Source organism: Rhodococcus sp. WY5, assembly GCF_018588185.1.
Taxonomy (GTDB): Bacteria; Actinomycetota; Actinomycetes; order Mycobacteriales; family Mycobacteriaceae; genus Rhodococcus_F; species Rhodococcus_F qingshengii.
Genome location: NZ_JAAMPR010000001.1, coordinates 1,961,032 through 1,973,570 on the forward strand (window position 1 = coordinate 1,961,032; position 12,539 = coordinate 1,973,570).

Below are 12,539 nucleotides of genomic sequence, written 5' to 3' on the forward strand. Positions count from 1 at the left end.
TGGATCCAGGTTGCGGCTCGCAGATATGGTCCACTGGTGACGCATCCGAATGGTCGAAACGACAGCCCGATCCTGGTGATTGGTGCCGGTGTCGTCGGTGCGTCGATCGCGTATCACCTGGCGCGCGTTGGTCTCCGAGTCACCGTGCTCGAGCGGGGCTCGGTGGCGGGAGGGGTGACCGGCAACTCGTTTGCCTGGGTCGGCCTCTCGAAGAGTGCAGCAGAAACCTACTCCGATCCGTTCCGACATGGCGTCGCACTCGAGCTCGACCGACTGGAGCGCGAACTCGTCGAGCCATTCGGTCTGCGCCGCAGAGGCGCGATCACGTGGGAGACGACGGAAGCGGAGACTCGAAAGTTCGTCGACGCGCATCGAGCACTCGGCCATCCCGTCGACCTCATCGGTAAAGAGGAAATCCTTGCTCGTGAGCCGGGATTACGGACGGCCCCGTTAGTGGCAGCCTGCGCGCCTGATGACGGTGGCGTTGATCCGGTTGCGTTCGCTCGATCGCTCCTGCGAGGTGCCGAAGAGTACGGTGCCACAGTGTATTCCGATGTCAGTGCGCTCGGGGTGCTCACGGAGGGCATGAGAGTGTGCGGAGTAATGACTGCCGACGGTCCCGTCTACGGGTCGGCCACCGTGCTCGCTGCGGGTACCGCGATTCCTGGACTCGCGGCGTCGGCGGGAGTCGACGTCGAGGTCGACGCCTCCCCGTGTTGCCTCATCAGATTCTCGACACCCCACCCATTGGTGAACGGAATACTCTCCTCTCCGGATTTCGAGATCCGGCAATTGGACGACACGACACTGATTGCGGCTGAAGATGTTCCGGTCGGGTTCTCCGGAGATGCTCGTGAGCTTGCGGGGCCGACGCTGCACGCGATCCGCAGTCAGCTCGAGGACGGTGACCAAGTGGAACTGATCGAGGCGGTAGTCGCTGACCGTCCCATCCCGCGTGGTGGCCGCCCGCTGCTGAGCTTCGCCGAAGGCGTGTCGGGGCTCTATCTGGCCGCGACGCATCCGGCGATCATTCTGGCCGGAGCAATTGGAGCCCACGTGGCCGGGGACTTCGCCCGAGCGTCAACCCTGGACGGTTAGACGACGACGCCGGAGCCCGGTTCGACAAGGTTCGAGCCGATATTGCGGTTCCTAGTTCTCTCTAGGACACGCGCTAGAGAGCGGGATATTCGTCTACTCGGCTTGTACCGTCGATGGGCATGGACCCCGTGCGCAATCCGTATGCCCCCGGTGCCGGTCAACGCCCGCCGGAACTCGCCGGGCGCGACAAGCAGATCGACGCCTTCGACGTCGTTCTCGAGCGAATTGCGCGTGGCCGCCCGGAACGAAGTGTTGTCCTCACCGGATTGCGTGGCGTCGGCAAGACCGTCCTGCTCAATCAGTTGCGTTCGGCCGCGATCTCCCGAAGTTGGGGGACCGGCAAGATCGAGGCGCGCCCCGATCAGGATTTACGACGCCCACTCTCGTCAGCGCTCCACATGGCAGTCCGAGAGATCGCGGTCTCCCATCGCGATCCGGAGCGAGTCGAGCAGTTCCTCGGAGTCCTCAAATCGTTTGCCCTACGCGCCACTGCAGACAAGGGAATGCGCGAGCGCTGGCAACCAGGCATCGACGCACCTGCGATCAAAGGTCGCGCGGACAGCGGCGACATCGAGATCGACCTGGTCGAGTTGCTGCTCGACGCGTCGTCGCTGGCCAGAGATGTCGGCGTCGGGATCGCCATCTTCATCGACGAGATGCAGGACCTCGGTGCCGCGGATGTCTCGGCGATCTGCGGGGCCTGCCACGAGTTGAGTCAGGACGCGGCACCGCTGATCGTCGTCGGTGCAGGGCTTCCGCATCTGCCTGCTGTGCTGTCGGCGTCGAAAAGCTACTCGGAGCGCCTGTTCAGCTACCACCGGATCGACCGCCTCGAGCGTGAAGCTGCAGATCAGGCACTGATCGCACCTGCCGAGCGTGAGGACGTCGAGTTCACCGAATCCGCGCTCGACGCTCTGTACGAAGCGGCTGACGGGTACCCGTACTTCGTTCAGGCCTACGGAAAGGCCACGTGGGATGTGGCGGCGTCGAGTCCGATCACGGCAGAAGACGTGCGCGTCGGCGCGCCGACGGCTGAGGAAGAACTCGCTGTCGGTTTCTTCGGATCGCGGTACGAGCGAGCAACGCCCGCGGAGCGTGAGTACATGCGCGCCATGGCCGATCTCGCCGGTGACGACGGGCCCGTCGCAACCGCGAAGATCGCCGTCGAGTTGGGGCGCAAACCGGCTTCCCTGTCGCCGGCACGCGATGGACTGATCAAGAAGGGGCTGATCTATTCGGCAGAACGTGGATCCATCGGATTCACGGTCCCGCACTTCGGCCGATACCTGCGCGGACAAGCGGAGTGAACGCGCTCGAAACCGCGTGGGATCGGGTGGCGGCGCTCAGTCCCAATCCGCCGGCCTGGGTGGTTCAACTGGCCGCGTTGATCGCCGTGATCATCGTTCTCGAACCACACCTGTGGCGGATCGCCCGCAACGTCGTCACCATCGCACACGAGGGCGCTCATCTGATCGTCGCCGTCCTGGTCGGTCGACGGTTGAAAGGTCTTCGCCTGCATTCGGATACGTCGGGTGTCGCGATTTCGTCGGGCAAACCGACCGGCTTCGGCGTCATTCTGATGACGTTCGCGGGGTACGTCGGACCGTCGATTCTCGGACTCGGCGCGGCCGGGTTGTTGGGCGCGCAGCGTGCGGTCTCGGTGCTGTGGATCGGCGTATTCGTCATCGCGGTGATGATGGTCCTGATCCGGAACCTCTACGGAGTCTTCTCACTTGCAGTCGTGGGAGCCGTGTTGTTCGGGCTCGTCTGGTGGGGGACCCAGGAGCAGCAAGTGGCCGCAGCGTACTTCCTGACGCTCTTCCTCCTCTTTGCCGGACCACGCCCGGTCGTGGAACTTCAACGGCAGCGAATGCGACGAGGCGGGGCACCGGACTCGGACGCCGACCAATTGGCCAGGCTCTCACCGATACCCGCGATCGTCTGGGTCGGTTTGTTTCTGCTCGTGAACGTCGCGGTGCTCGTGCTCGGCGGATGGTGGATTCTGCGCCCAGTGGGTGGCTGACCGGATTGATCCGTTGTCCCGTCAGGACAACGGACCAACGATTGTTGATGCTCTGCGGACGTAGTCATCGCATGAAGGCGCTCATATCGTGGAAGTCGACGAGTGGCCGTGTGGGGACTTCACACGGCCACACCCGCAACGACTAAGACCGTCGACGATGACAAGGATTCGTTTTGGACGACAAGAACTTCCGCGGGCGAACCGCGATCATGTCCGGGGGAAGCCGTGGCATCGGACTTGCCATCGCCCGTGCGATAGCGCGCCGCGGCGGAAATATCGTGTTGCTCGCCAAGACCGATACGCCGGATCCCAGGCTGCCCGGAACTATCCACACGGCTGTGGACGAGTTGAACGAGCTCGAGGGTCATGCCGTTCCGGTCGTCGGCGACGTGAGGAACGACGACGACATCGCGCGGGCCGTGGCTGCAGCGGTAGAGCACTTCGGTGGCATCGACATCGTGGTCAACAACGCGAGCGTCCTCGACATCTCGAAAACCGAAGATCTCGCGATGAAGCGATTCGATCTGATGCAGCAGGTCAACGTCCGTGGCACATTCGCGCTCACCCGCGCCTGCCTTCCGTACCTTCAGGTTTCGGCCAACGCGCACGTATTGACGCTGTCGCCACCGCTCAACTTTTCGCCGCACTGGTTGGGTGCTCATCCGGGCTACATGCTGGCCAAATACGGAATGACATTGGCGGCCTTGGGCATCGCCGCAGAGTATTCAGGTGCACCGATTTCGAGTAATTGCCTGTGGCCGGAGACCATGATCGCCACGGCCGCTGTCGGAAACCTGCTCGGGGGAGACGACAGTATCGAGCACTCGCGTTCACCCGAGATCATGGCCGATGCGGTTGTCGAGATTCTCGGGCGTCCCGCCGGCACGGATACCGGTCGTACAGTGCTCGACGTCGAGATCTTGCGCGAGGCGGGGATCTCGGATTTCTCGCAGTACGGCGGTCGGTCACCGTTGGCGATCGACATCTTCGTCGACGCGCCAATTCCGTGATCTCGGGCGATCTACAGGTATCTAGCCAAATCGCTAGATAACTGTAGATCTTCCTCACGCCACCTCGTGCTCGCCGCCCGGGGCAACCTTCTGAAGTCCGCGATATGCGTCGCTGGCACTTTGGCGACCGCCGATGACGGCCTCGACCTCCGCGGCAATCGGCATGTCGACACCGTATTCACGGGCCAGATCCATGACGGTGGGGGCAGTCTTGACGCCCTCGGCAACCTGGCCGAGCTTGGCTACCGCCTCCTCGACGGTCAATCCCTGCGCCAGAGCTTCGCCGACGCGACGATTGCGAGAAGTCGGAGCCATGCAGGTGGCAATCAGATCGCCGACGCCCGTCAAGCCGGCAAAGGTGCGCGGGTTGGCGCCCATCGCTTCACCGAGTCGAGTCATCTCGGCGAGGCCGCGTGCGAGCACCATCGCACGAGTGTTGTCACCGACTCCCAGGCCGTCGGCCATGCCCGAGGCGATGGCAACGATGTTCTTGAGGATGCCGCCGAGTTCGCAGCCGAGCACGTCGGTGTTGCGGTAGACGCGGAAGACCGACGACGCGAACAGGGGTTGCAGCGCGGCGGCGACGCGATCGTCCTGGGTGGCCACGACCGATGCCGCGGCCATGCCGTCGACGATCTCCTTGGCGATGTTGGGGCCCGCGAGCAGTCCGACGGGATGGCCGGGCAGGCACTCGGCGATCACTTCGGTGGGGCGCTGCCGGGTGCCGGGCTCGAGACCCTTGGACAGTGACAACACCGGGACCCACGCCCGAACCTCGTTGGCGATCTCGGCGAGGGTGGAGCGAACGGCGTGCGATGGCACCCCGCATACGAGTACATCCGCCTCGCGGGCGGCTTCGACCAGATCCGAGGTTGCCTTGAGCCCCTTGGGAAGTTTGCGCTCACCAAGGTATTTGGAGTTGGTCCGTTGCGAATTGATCTCGTCGGCTGCTTCGGAATTGCGTGCCCACAACAGGGTCGGGGTGTTGCGGGCGGCGAGGCCGGCCACCGTGGTTCCCCACGATCCGGCACCGAGGACGACGACGCGTACCGGGCGGGCCATCAGAGTGCGCTGTTCTGGGTAGCGAGTGCTGTCATGGCGCCAAGCGTTCCACTTGCGGAGCAGTTGCGGGCCAATTCCGCCGAGTCTGTGGCTCGACTTACAGATGAGGCGGCGGTTCGGGGCTTTCGCGCATTGTTTCGACCGCTTCTGCGGATTCCGCGACGATCGAGCGCATGGCGGCTTCCGCGGCGTCGGCGTCCCCGGCCTGAATAGCAGATGCGACCACTCCGTGCAGGTGAATCGCTTCGGGGTCGGCCTCGTGGGGCATCAACGAGTGGCGGGTGCGGCCTTCGAGTATCTCGACGACGATCTGCGACATCGCCCGCAGCATCGGGTTGCCGGAAGCGGCGAGCAGTGTGCGGTGAAAGTCGGAATCATGGCCGAGATATGCGTCGGTATCGGCAGCGCGAGAGGTAGCTGACATGCCGATGACGGCTGCAGTGAGAGCGCCGCACTGCTCAGGTGTGGCGCGAGTTGCGGCGAGTCGCGCAGCCAGAGGTTCGATGCCGGAACGGAGTTCGCTGAGGATAGACAGCTGCTCGAACCGATCAGGACCGGCCAGTTGCCAGCGGATGACATTGGGGTCGAGCGAGTTCCAGTGTTCGGAGCCCAGGATGGTGATTCCGACGCGTCGACGAACCGAGGCAAGTCCGAGGGATTCGAGAACGCGGACAACTTCGCGGATGACGGTTCGCGACACGTCGTAGCGCGTTGCCACCTCGTCGGCGGAGATCGTGGTACCCGGAGCGAGCACACCACCGACTATGTCTTGGCCGAGCTGTTCCAGCATCGAGTCGTGTAACTGCTGAAACGGGACAGAAGGCATACGTAGATCGTCCCATGCGTATGGAGTAAGCCCGGTGGAAGCCGAATAAATACTACAAATTAGTGTCTGCTCTTGAAATTGTAGGTTAATTAAGGAACAGTGACCTCAATCACTCATCGGACTGGGAGTCCCTATGAACACCACAGCATTGCTGGCGGCCGAGGTCGTCCCCGCTGGTAGCGACGCACGATTGATCATCGCTGCAGTCGCCGGCGTCGCGGTTATCATCGCGCTGATCACCTGGCTCGACCTGCACCCCTTCCTCGCACTGTCCATCGGTGCGGTTGGTGTCGGTCTGGCGGCCGGCCTCGGATCGGCCGAGTCGGTCGCGGCATTCGCGACAGGCTTCGGGTCGACCATGGGAAGCGTTGGAATCCTGATCGGTTTCGGCGCGATGTTCGGCAAACTCCTCGCCGATTCCGGCGGTGCCGACCGAGTGGTCGACACGCTGGTCGGCCGTTCCAGCACCAAGGCGCTTCCGTGGACCATGGCTCTGGTCGGCGCAGTGATCGGTCTGCCGATGTTCTTCGAAATCGGTCTCGTCCTGTTGATGCCGGTCATCATCCTCGTCGCGCGGCGTTCCGGCTTGTCCCTGATGCGCATCGCGATCCCCACCCTCGCCGGCCTCTCGGCCATGCACGGTTTGGTTCCCCCGCACCCCGGGCCACTGGTTGCCGTCTCGGCTTTGAACGCAAACCTCGGCCTCACCCTCGCTCTCGGTGTCCTCGTCGCGATCCCCACGGTTGTTCTCGCCGGACCGGTCTTCAGTAAGTACGCCGCGCGGTGGGTCGACGTGAAGGTCCCGGATCTTTTTGTCACAGGCGAAGATCGAGGCGAGGAAGAGAAGAAGCAGCGTCCCTCGTTCGCGGCTACCCTCGCAGCGATCCTCCTGCCGGTTGTTCTCATGCTGGGCAAGGCATTTGCAGACGTGATCGCACCCGATTCCGAGGCACTCCCCAAGTCCGTCCTCGACTTCCTCGGAACACCCGTTGTGGCTTTGGGTCTCGCGGTTCTGGTCGGTATGGTGCTGCTGGGTCGCGGCGGCGGAATGGACCGCAAGGCCATCTCGAAGTCACTCGAGAGTTCCCTACCTCCCATCGCAGGCATCTTGTTGATCGTCGGCGCCGGTGGCGGTTTCAAACAGGTCCTGATCGACACCGGTATCGCCGGAGTGATCGCCGACGCGATCAAGGGCAGCAGCCTTCCCGTGCTGTTCCTGGCCTGGCTGGTGGCGGTATTGATCCGCGTCGCAACGGGTTCGGCAACGGTGGCAACAGTGACGGCGTCGGGCATCCTCGCTCCGGTTGCGGCAGACCTCTCGTCCGCACATGTCTCGCTGATGGTGTTGGCGATCGGTGCGGGCTCGCTCTTCCTCTCGCACGTCAACGACGCCGGATTCTGGTTGGTGAAGGAGTATCTGGGCGTCAGCGTGGTACAGAACCTCAAGACCTGGACCGTGATGGAATGCATCATCTCGGTATCGGGCCTGGCCGGAGTGCTCGTGTTGAGCGCATTCATCTAGGTAGGCGAGCACATGAACAGCGAAGCGGCACAGCAGAAGCAGTATCCCGTGCTCGTCCTGATGGGTGTCTCGGGTTCGGGAAAGTCGACGGTCGGCGGCATGCTCGCCGGAGCGATGGGTTGGGACCTTCAAGAAGGCGACGATCTGCATCCGCAGGCGAACATCGACAAGATGGCGACCGGGCATCCGTTGAACGACGAAGACCGCTGGCCCTGGCTCGACAAGATCGCCGTCTGGATCAAGAGCCATACCGACGCCGGTCAGCCGGGCATCGTCACGTGTTCGGCACTCAAGCGCAGCTACCGCGACGTGCTTCGCGGTGAGCACGTCGTGTTCGTGCACCTCGCCGGTTCGCGGGATCAGATCGGCCAGCGATTGACCGCTCGCCTCGATCACTACATGCCCGCCTCGCTGCTCGACTCCCAGATCTCGACGCTCGAGGCCGTCGACCCGGACGAGCAGGCCATCGTCGTCGACGTGGGCGGGAGTCCCGCCAAGATCGCGGAGGAGATCCTGCGACGGGTGGAGACATTCGAATACTGAGCAAGCCCGGCGTGTAAGCACCCGAGGTTCGGGTTACGGTGCTTGGGTGACTGCTGCTGAAGAAGGCCACGACGTCGATCAATTGCGTGTCGATGCCCAAGCGCGTCTGGAAGTCGCGGTGGGTGAGGGGCGTTTGACCCTCGAGGAGTACTCGGACAAGGCGGCAGTGGTGTGGTCGCCCACCGCAGATCGAGGGCAGCTCGAGCAGATCGTGCCGTTCAGTGCGGCACCACCTGCTGTGGTGTCGCCGCCGCAAGCAACGATCGTCGGTGTCTTCGGTGACACGAAGCGCTCCGGCCGTTGGTCTTTGGCGAAAAAGACACTCGCTCTGCTGTTGTTCGGGGACGTCAAGTTCGATCTGCGATCGGCAACCATCACAGCGTCCTCCTCGACGATCACCATCGTGTCGATCTTCGGGGACACGAGGCTGCGGGTTCCGGAGGGTGTTTCAGTCGAGTTGGGTGGCTTCGACCTTTTCGGAGATCGGGAATTCGACGGGGGTCGACAGGATCCCGGCCCAGGTGCACCGGTTATTCGTGTCGTCGCGTATTCGTTGTTCGGCGATCTCACCGTGCGTACCGGCTAGCTCGGACGCCGTGACCGACTTCGACTTCCACAGCGTCTGGACGCTTCCTGCCTCTGCTGACCGCGTCTACGAGGTTCTCGCGGATGCCGAACGGTATTCGCAGTGGTGGCCTCAGATACGCCGAGTCGGGACGATCGACGAGCATTCAGGCTCCATGTCCATCCGCAGCGCTGTCCCTCTGACGCTGCTGGTCTTCGGGCGACGCGAGGTGGAAGACTCAGTTGACCGCTTTCTGAAAGTGCGTCTCACCGGCGCAATGACCGGGTGGAGTAGCTGGGCGGTGCGCCCCGCTGGATCTGGTTGCACAGCCGAATTTCGGCAACAGGTAGCGGTGTCCGGAGCGCTTGGTCTGGCCGCGAAGGTCGCGAAGCCGCTGTTCGAGTGGAATCATGAAGCGATGATGCGTGGAGGGCACCGCGGACTGTGCGCATATCTCTCCCGGCCGTGATCGCGACCAGAACTTGCACACGCTCGAGCAATTGATCCATACCCGTCGTGTCATTTTGACGCAGCGTCAGTTATCGTTCACATCAGCAGCCGACAAGTATGTGTAACTCAAATGCACAAAACGGCTTGACCTGGGAGGACGCTATGCGGACGCGAGATTCGACGGTATGGCATTGGAACGCGAGTCCGCGAGCGCGGGTCATCTTCTGCCTGACCAGGACGTTCGTGAAGCCGATGTTCACCCTCTGGCCGACCACCGAACGTGGTATCCGCCAACTCGAGCGACTCGACGCGATGGCGGACAAACTGCCGAAGCCGAAGAACCTCGATATCGAGCCTTTCACGCTGGGTGGTGTGCCCAGCGAGAAGGTGCAGCATCCACGCAAAGCGCAGGGCGAGTTGGCCGGCGCCACGATCCTCTACTTCCATGGAGGGGGATTCGTCTTCTGCGGTCTGGCAACGCACCGGGCACTGTGCGGTTTGCTCTCTGCGAAGGCCGGAGTACCGGTGATCTCCGTGCGCTACCGCCAGCTGCCGGAAGGTTCCATCGGCACCTCCGTCAAGGACGCAATGGCCGCGTACACCGCGTTGCTCGAGACAGCCGAAGACCCGAACAAGATTGTGGTTGCCGGTGACTCGGCGGGCGGATACCTGGCCATGAAGGTCGCCGAAATTGCCGCACTGCGCGGAATCACGCGGCCCGCTGCCGTGGTGGGATATTCCCCTCTTCTCAACGTGAACCTCGAGGACCATGATCCCGATTTCATGAAACGTGATGCCTACCTACCGATGTCACAGGTGGAAAAGCTCAAGGACCGGTGGCTCGAGGGTCCGGACGAGATTCCTGGTGCGCAGTCGCCGATCAACGCCGACGCCAGTCTGATTCCGCCGTCGTTCCTGGTGTCCGCCGAATACGAACTGATGCGTCCGGACGTCGAGATCATGACCGAAAACTTGATCAAGGCAGGACAAGCCGTCGAAACGCACATCTGGAGTGGGCAGATCCATGCTTTCCCGGTGATCGGGAAAGCTCTTCGGGAGGGGAAGGCGATCGTCGATCTCACGATCAAGTTCCTCGAGCGAACGATGGCCTCGCAGAACCAGATCAGCGCCTGACGCTTTTCAGCCGATCGATGTGAGTGTTGCGTAGTCGTCGTTGTCGAGAACGCCGTCGACGACTGCGCGAACTTCCGAGGCGTGCAACGTGATCGAACCGCCGTGATTGTCGAGGAAGGCTGTGTCTGCGGCATCTCGGCCGGTCGAGATGCGCACAAGATTGCTGCGCGGCGCCAACTGCGTTGCATCGACCACGCGCCAGACGTGGTCGATATTGGCTTCGACTACGGCGTGAAAATCCATCGGATCGCAGCCCGGCGCGTAGACGGCCACCAGTCGAGCGGGAATCCCCACGGCGCGCAGCAGTGAGATGGTCAGGTGCGAGTAGTCGCGGCACACTCCGGCGCCGGCGAGCAAGGTGTCTACCGCACTGTCGGTGCCGCGACTGGTGCCGGGAACATAACTCAAATGTGTACTCACCCAGCGAGTGACTTCGAGGAGGAGTTCGGCCGGGGGAGTGGCGAGATCGAATTGCCCGGCGACAAAACCGAAGAACTTGTCGGCCTCGGCATACCGGCTGGGGCGCAGATATTTCGACACGTCGTAGTCGCTGACCGACAACGGTTCTGCGCGGCCGATGACGGTTGCGTCGTAGCTGACGATCAGTTTGCCTGGGGCACAGTCGAGTAGGTGGATCCGGGTACCGTGTTCGGCGGTGATCTCGCGGGGTTCGAGCGGATTGCCGTCATGGACGAACGACATCGTTTCCAGCAGTTCGACACCCGGCGCGCGCGTCACCGCGATCTTGAACTCCAGGTTGGTCGCCTCGTCGATCTCGATGTCGAGCAGGGCGGCGACGGTACGTTTCATCGGGCCATCTTTACACCGAATACGGACACCCACCACCTGGGAGGATTGTGACGTGCGATCAGGCTTCGGGATAGTCGACGTCGACGCCGCTGCTGAGGTCGCTGCACTCCACCAACTCGACCCCGTGTTCGCGTAGGTAGGTGTTGGCGCCGCCGTCCCCGGTGAGTGACTTTGCAAGCGTCGGCCAGTGGTCGCGTCCGATCAGGACGGGATGGCCGGGTCTTCCGTGAAAGACAGCTCTTCGCAGTATGTTTCGTGATGGGGAAATCTGACCCACGATCCGCGTCACGGTGTCGGCGTTGAGGTCCGGGACGTCGACTAGAGAGATCGCTGCCGCATCTGCGTCGTCGATTCGCATGGCGGCCTCGAGTCCGCAGCGCAGTGACGCGCTCATTCCGTGTTGCCAATCCGATATCACCACAATGACATCGGTGGTGGGCAGTAGTTCGAGGGCGTCCTCTGCCTGCGCGCCGAGCACCACGATGACCGGTGAGAGGCCTGCGGACTGCAGTGTCGTCACCCCGTGGTGGAGCCAAGACTGACCCTCGGTGTTTGTGACGAGCGCTTTGGGTTTGCCCATGCGGGATCCGGCCCCGGCCGCCAGCAGGATCCCGCACGTAGACATGACTATGCTCCGGTGACCCGCGGACGCAGCCACTCGATCAGATCGTTCAGAACTTCTTCCTGCTCAGGCTCGTTGAAGATCTCGTGGTACAGGCCGTCGTACACCTTCAAGGTGACATCCGAAGAGCCGGCCAGATCTGCGACGAGCTTGCTGCCGGCCGGGTCCGTCAAACGGTCGTCCGAGCCGTGTTGAAGCAGTACGGGAATGGTGAGCGAGGGCAGGCGCGCCGGGAAGCCTTCCGCGGCGGTGATCATGCCGCGCGCGATGCCGGCGGGAACCTTGCCGTGGTGAACCAGCGGGTCGGCGTTGTACTTGTCGACGACCTTCTGATCACGCGATACGGCAGCAGCTTCCAGGTTCTCGACGGGCACGTCCGGGAGGTATTTGCCGACGATCTTGCCCAGCTGCATCACGATCTTCGGAGTGCCGGTTGCGATGATCACCGCAGGTCCGGACAGGGCGAGGGCTTTGAGATCGGCCTGATGGTCGAGGGCGTAGGAAAGGGCGATCGCGCCGCCCATGCTGTGCCCGAGCAGGAACTTGTCCTTGCCGGGATGTGCCGCCGTCACGATCGAGAACAACGTGTGGACGTCGTCGGTGAAGTCGGAGAATTCCTTGAGGTGAACGCGCTTGCCGCCAGAGCGTCCGTGCCCGCGATGGTCGGGTGCGTACACGATGAGCCCGAGTTCCCCGAGCCGCGCAGCAACATGGTCGTAGCGCCTCGCGTGTTCGCCGAGTCCGTGGCACAGGACGAGAACCCCGGTGGGTTCGCGGTCCGGTGTCCACACGTCGTAGACGATCTTGGTGCCGGCCACTCCGGTGAACGACGACTCTTCGTGCTGCATTGTTGCGCCCTCTCTGCGACCGGTTC

The 12,539-nt window shown here is 63.0% G+C and carries 14 protein-coding genes; 9 read left to right on the top strand and 5 right to left on the bottom strand.

Annotated elements, in window-relative coordinates:
- The first annotated feature begins 36 nt into the window (after positions 1 to 36).
- The 4 genes from G4D79_RS09015 (at position 37) to G4D79_RS09030 (ending at position 4,131) form a co-directional block, all read left to right on the top strand.
- On the top strand, positions 37 to 1,098 hold the full coding sequence (locus G4D79_RS09015) for an FAD-binding oxidoreductase (protein WP_099698653.1): 1,062 nt from the start codon (positions 37 to 39) through the stop codon (positions 1,096 to 1,098).
- 119 nt (positions 1,099 to 1,217) lie between these two features.
- Positions 1,218 to 2,405: an ATP-binding protein gene (locus G4D79_RS09020; RefSeq protein WP_007729973.1), complete on the top strand. Its 1,188-nt coding sequence runs from the start codon at positions 1,218 to 1,220 to the stop codon at positions 2,403 to 2,405.
- The gene (locus G4D79_RS09025) at positions 2,402 to 3,121 is read left to right on the top strand and encodes a M50 family metallopeptidase (protein WP_003940327.1); all 720 of its coding nucleotides are present in this window, start codon (positions 2,402 to 2,404) and stop codon (positions 3,119 to 3,121) included. Before G4D79_RS09020 ends, G4D79_RS09025 begins: the two co-directional genes overlap by 4 nt.
- A gap of 173 nt (positions 3,122 to 3,294) precedes the next feature.
- On the top strand, positions 3,295 to 4,131 hold the full coding sequence (locus tag G4D79_RS09030; protein WP_099698654.1) for an NAD(P)-dependent oxidoreductase: 837 nt from the start codon (positions 3,295 to 3,297) through the stop codon (positions 4,129 to 4,131).
- Between the two features lie 54 nt (positions 4,132 to 4,185).
- On the opposite strand, the gene G4D79_RS09035 is transcribed toward G4D79_RS09030, so the two are convergent.
- On the bottom strand, positions 4,186 to 5,193 hold the full coding sequence (locus G4D79_RS09035) for an NAD(P)H-dependent glycerol-3-phosphate dehydrogenase (protein ID WP_003940093.1): 1,008 nt from the start codon (positions 5,191 to 5,193) through the stop codon (positions 4,186 to 4,188).
- A gap of 97 nt (positions 5,194 to 5,290) precedes the next feature.
- Complete coding sequence (locus tag G4D79_RS09040; protein WP_047272025.1) at positions 5,291 to 6,019, bottom strand: FadR/GntR family transcriptional regulator; 729 nt, start codon at positions 6,017 to 6,019, stop codon at positions 5,291 to 5,293.
- Positions 6,020 to 6,152: 133 nt separating this feature from the next.
- On the opposite strand from G4D79_RS09040, the gene G4D79_RS09045 reads away from it, so the two are divergent.
- From G4D79_RS09045 to G4D79_RS09065, 5 genes are all read left to right on the top strand, one after another.
- Entirely contained in the window at positions 6,153 to 7,541 is a 1,389-nt protein-coding gene (locus G4D79_RS09045) for a GntP family permease (RefSeq protein ID WP_003939838.1), read from the top strand.
- Positions 7,542 to 7,553: 12 nt separating this feature from the next.
- Entirely contained in the window at positions 7,554 to 8,084 is a 531-nt protein-coding gene (locus tag G4D79_RS09050) for a gluconokinase (RefSeq protein WP_003940404.1), read from the top strand.
- Positions 8,085 to 8,130: 46 nt separating this feature from the next.
- Complete coding sequence (locus tag G4D79_RS09055; RefSeq protein ID WP_030536533.1) at positions 8,131 to 8,670, top strand: LiaF domain-containing protein; 540 nt, start codon at positions 8,131 to 8,133, stop codon at positions 8,668 to 8,670.
- A 10-nt stretch (positions 8,671 to 8,680) separates the two neighbouring features.
- Positions 8,681 to 9,118 carry an SRPBCC family protein gene (locus G4D79_RS09060; protein WP_007729979.1) on the top strand — a complete coding sequence of 146 codons (438 nt, stop codon included), beginning with the start codon at positions 8,681 to 8,683 and terminating at the stop codon, positions 9,116 to 9,118.
- 143 nt (positions 9,119 to 9,261) lie between these two features.
- Positions 9,262 to 10,233, top strand: coding sequence for an alpha/beta hydrolase (locus G4D79_RS09065; RefSeq protein WP_099698655.1), 972 nt, complete (start codon positions 9,262 to 9,264; stop codon positions 10,231 to 10,233).
- Between the two features lie 6 nt (positions 10,234 to 10,239).
- Here G4D79_RS09065 and G4D79_RS09070 read toward each other — a convergent pair whose 3' ends face one another.
- From G4D79_RS09070 to G4D79_RS09080, 3 genes are read right to left on the bottom strand one after another with little or no spacing between them, the layout of a single operon-like run.
- A complete protein-coding gene (locus tag G4D79_RS09070; protein ID WP_007729981.1) occupies positions 10,240 to 11,043 on the bottom strand; it encodes a transglutaminase family protein in 804 nt (267 codons plus the stop codon).
- A gap of 58 nt (positions 11,044 to 11,101) precedes the next feature.
- Positions 11,102 to 11,668: an NTP transferase domain-containing protein gene (locus G4D79_RS09075; RefSeq protein ID WP_007729982.1), complete on the bottom strand. Its 567-nt coding sequence runs from the start codon at positions 11,666 to 11,668 to the stop codon at positions 11,102 to 11,104.
- Between the two features lie 2 nt (positions 11,669 to 11,670).
- A complete protein-coding gene (locus G4D79_RS09080) occupies positions 11,671 to 12,513 on the bottom strand; it encodes an alpha/beta hydrolase (protein ID WP_019745522.1) in 843 nt (280 codons plus the stop codon).
- Between the last annotated feature and the right edge of the window lie 26 nt (positions 12,514 to 12,539).

What these genes read in the sequence shown, in the direction of transcription:
- G4D79_RS09020 (WP_007729973.1), top strand. Translation starts at nt 1,218, where the DNA reads ATGGACCCCGTGCGCAATCCGTATGCCCCCGGTGCCGGTCAACGCCCG.
- G4D79_RS09035 (WP_003940093.1), bottom strand. Translation starts at nt 5,193, where the DNA reads ATGGCCCGCCCGGTACGCGTCGTCGTCCTCGGTGCCGGATCGTGGGGA.
- G4D79_RS09040 (WP_047272025.1), bottom strand. Translation starts at nt 6,019, where the DNA reads ATGCCTTCTGTCCCGTTTCAGCAGTTACACGACTCGATGCTGGAACAG.
- G4D79_RS09045 (WP_003939838.1), top strand. Translation starts at nt 6,153, where the DNA reads ATGAACACCACAGCATTGCTGGCGGCCGAGGTCGTCCCCGCTGGTAGC.
- G4D79_RS09050 (WP_003940404.1), top strand. Translation starts at nt 7,554, where the DNA reads ATGAACAGCGAAGCGGCACAGCAGAAGCAGTATCCCGTGCTCGTCCTG.
- G4D79_RS09065 (WP_099698655.1), top strand. Translation starts at nt 9,262, where the DNA reads ATGCGGACGCGAGATTCGACGGTATGGCATTGGAACGCGAGTCCGCGA.
- G4D79_RS09070 (WP_007729981.1), bottom strand. Translation starts at nt 11,043, where the DNA reads ATGAAACGTACCGTCGCCGCCCTGCTCGACATCGAGATCGACGAGGCG.
- G4D79_RS09075 (WP_007729982.1), bottom strand. Translation starts at nt 11,668, where the DNA reads ATGTCTACGTGCGGGATCCTGCTGGCGGCCGGGGCCGGATCCCGCATG.
- G4D79_RS09080 (WP_019745522.1), bottom strand. Translation starts at nt 12,513, where the DNA reads ATGCAGCACGAAGAGTCGTCGTTCACCGGAGTGGCCGGCACCAAGATC.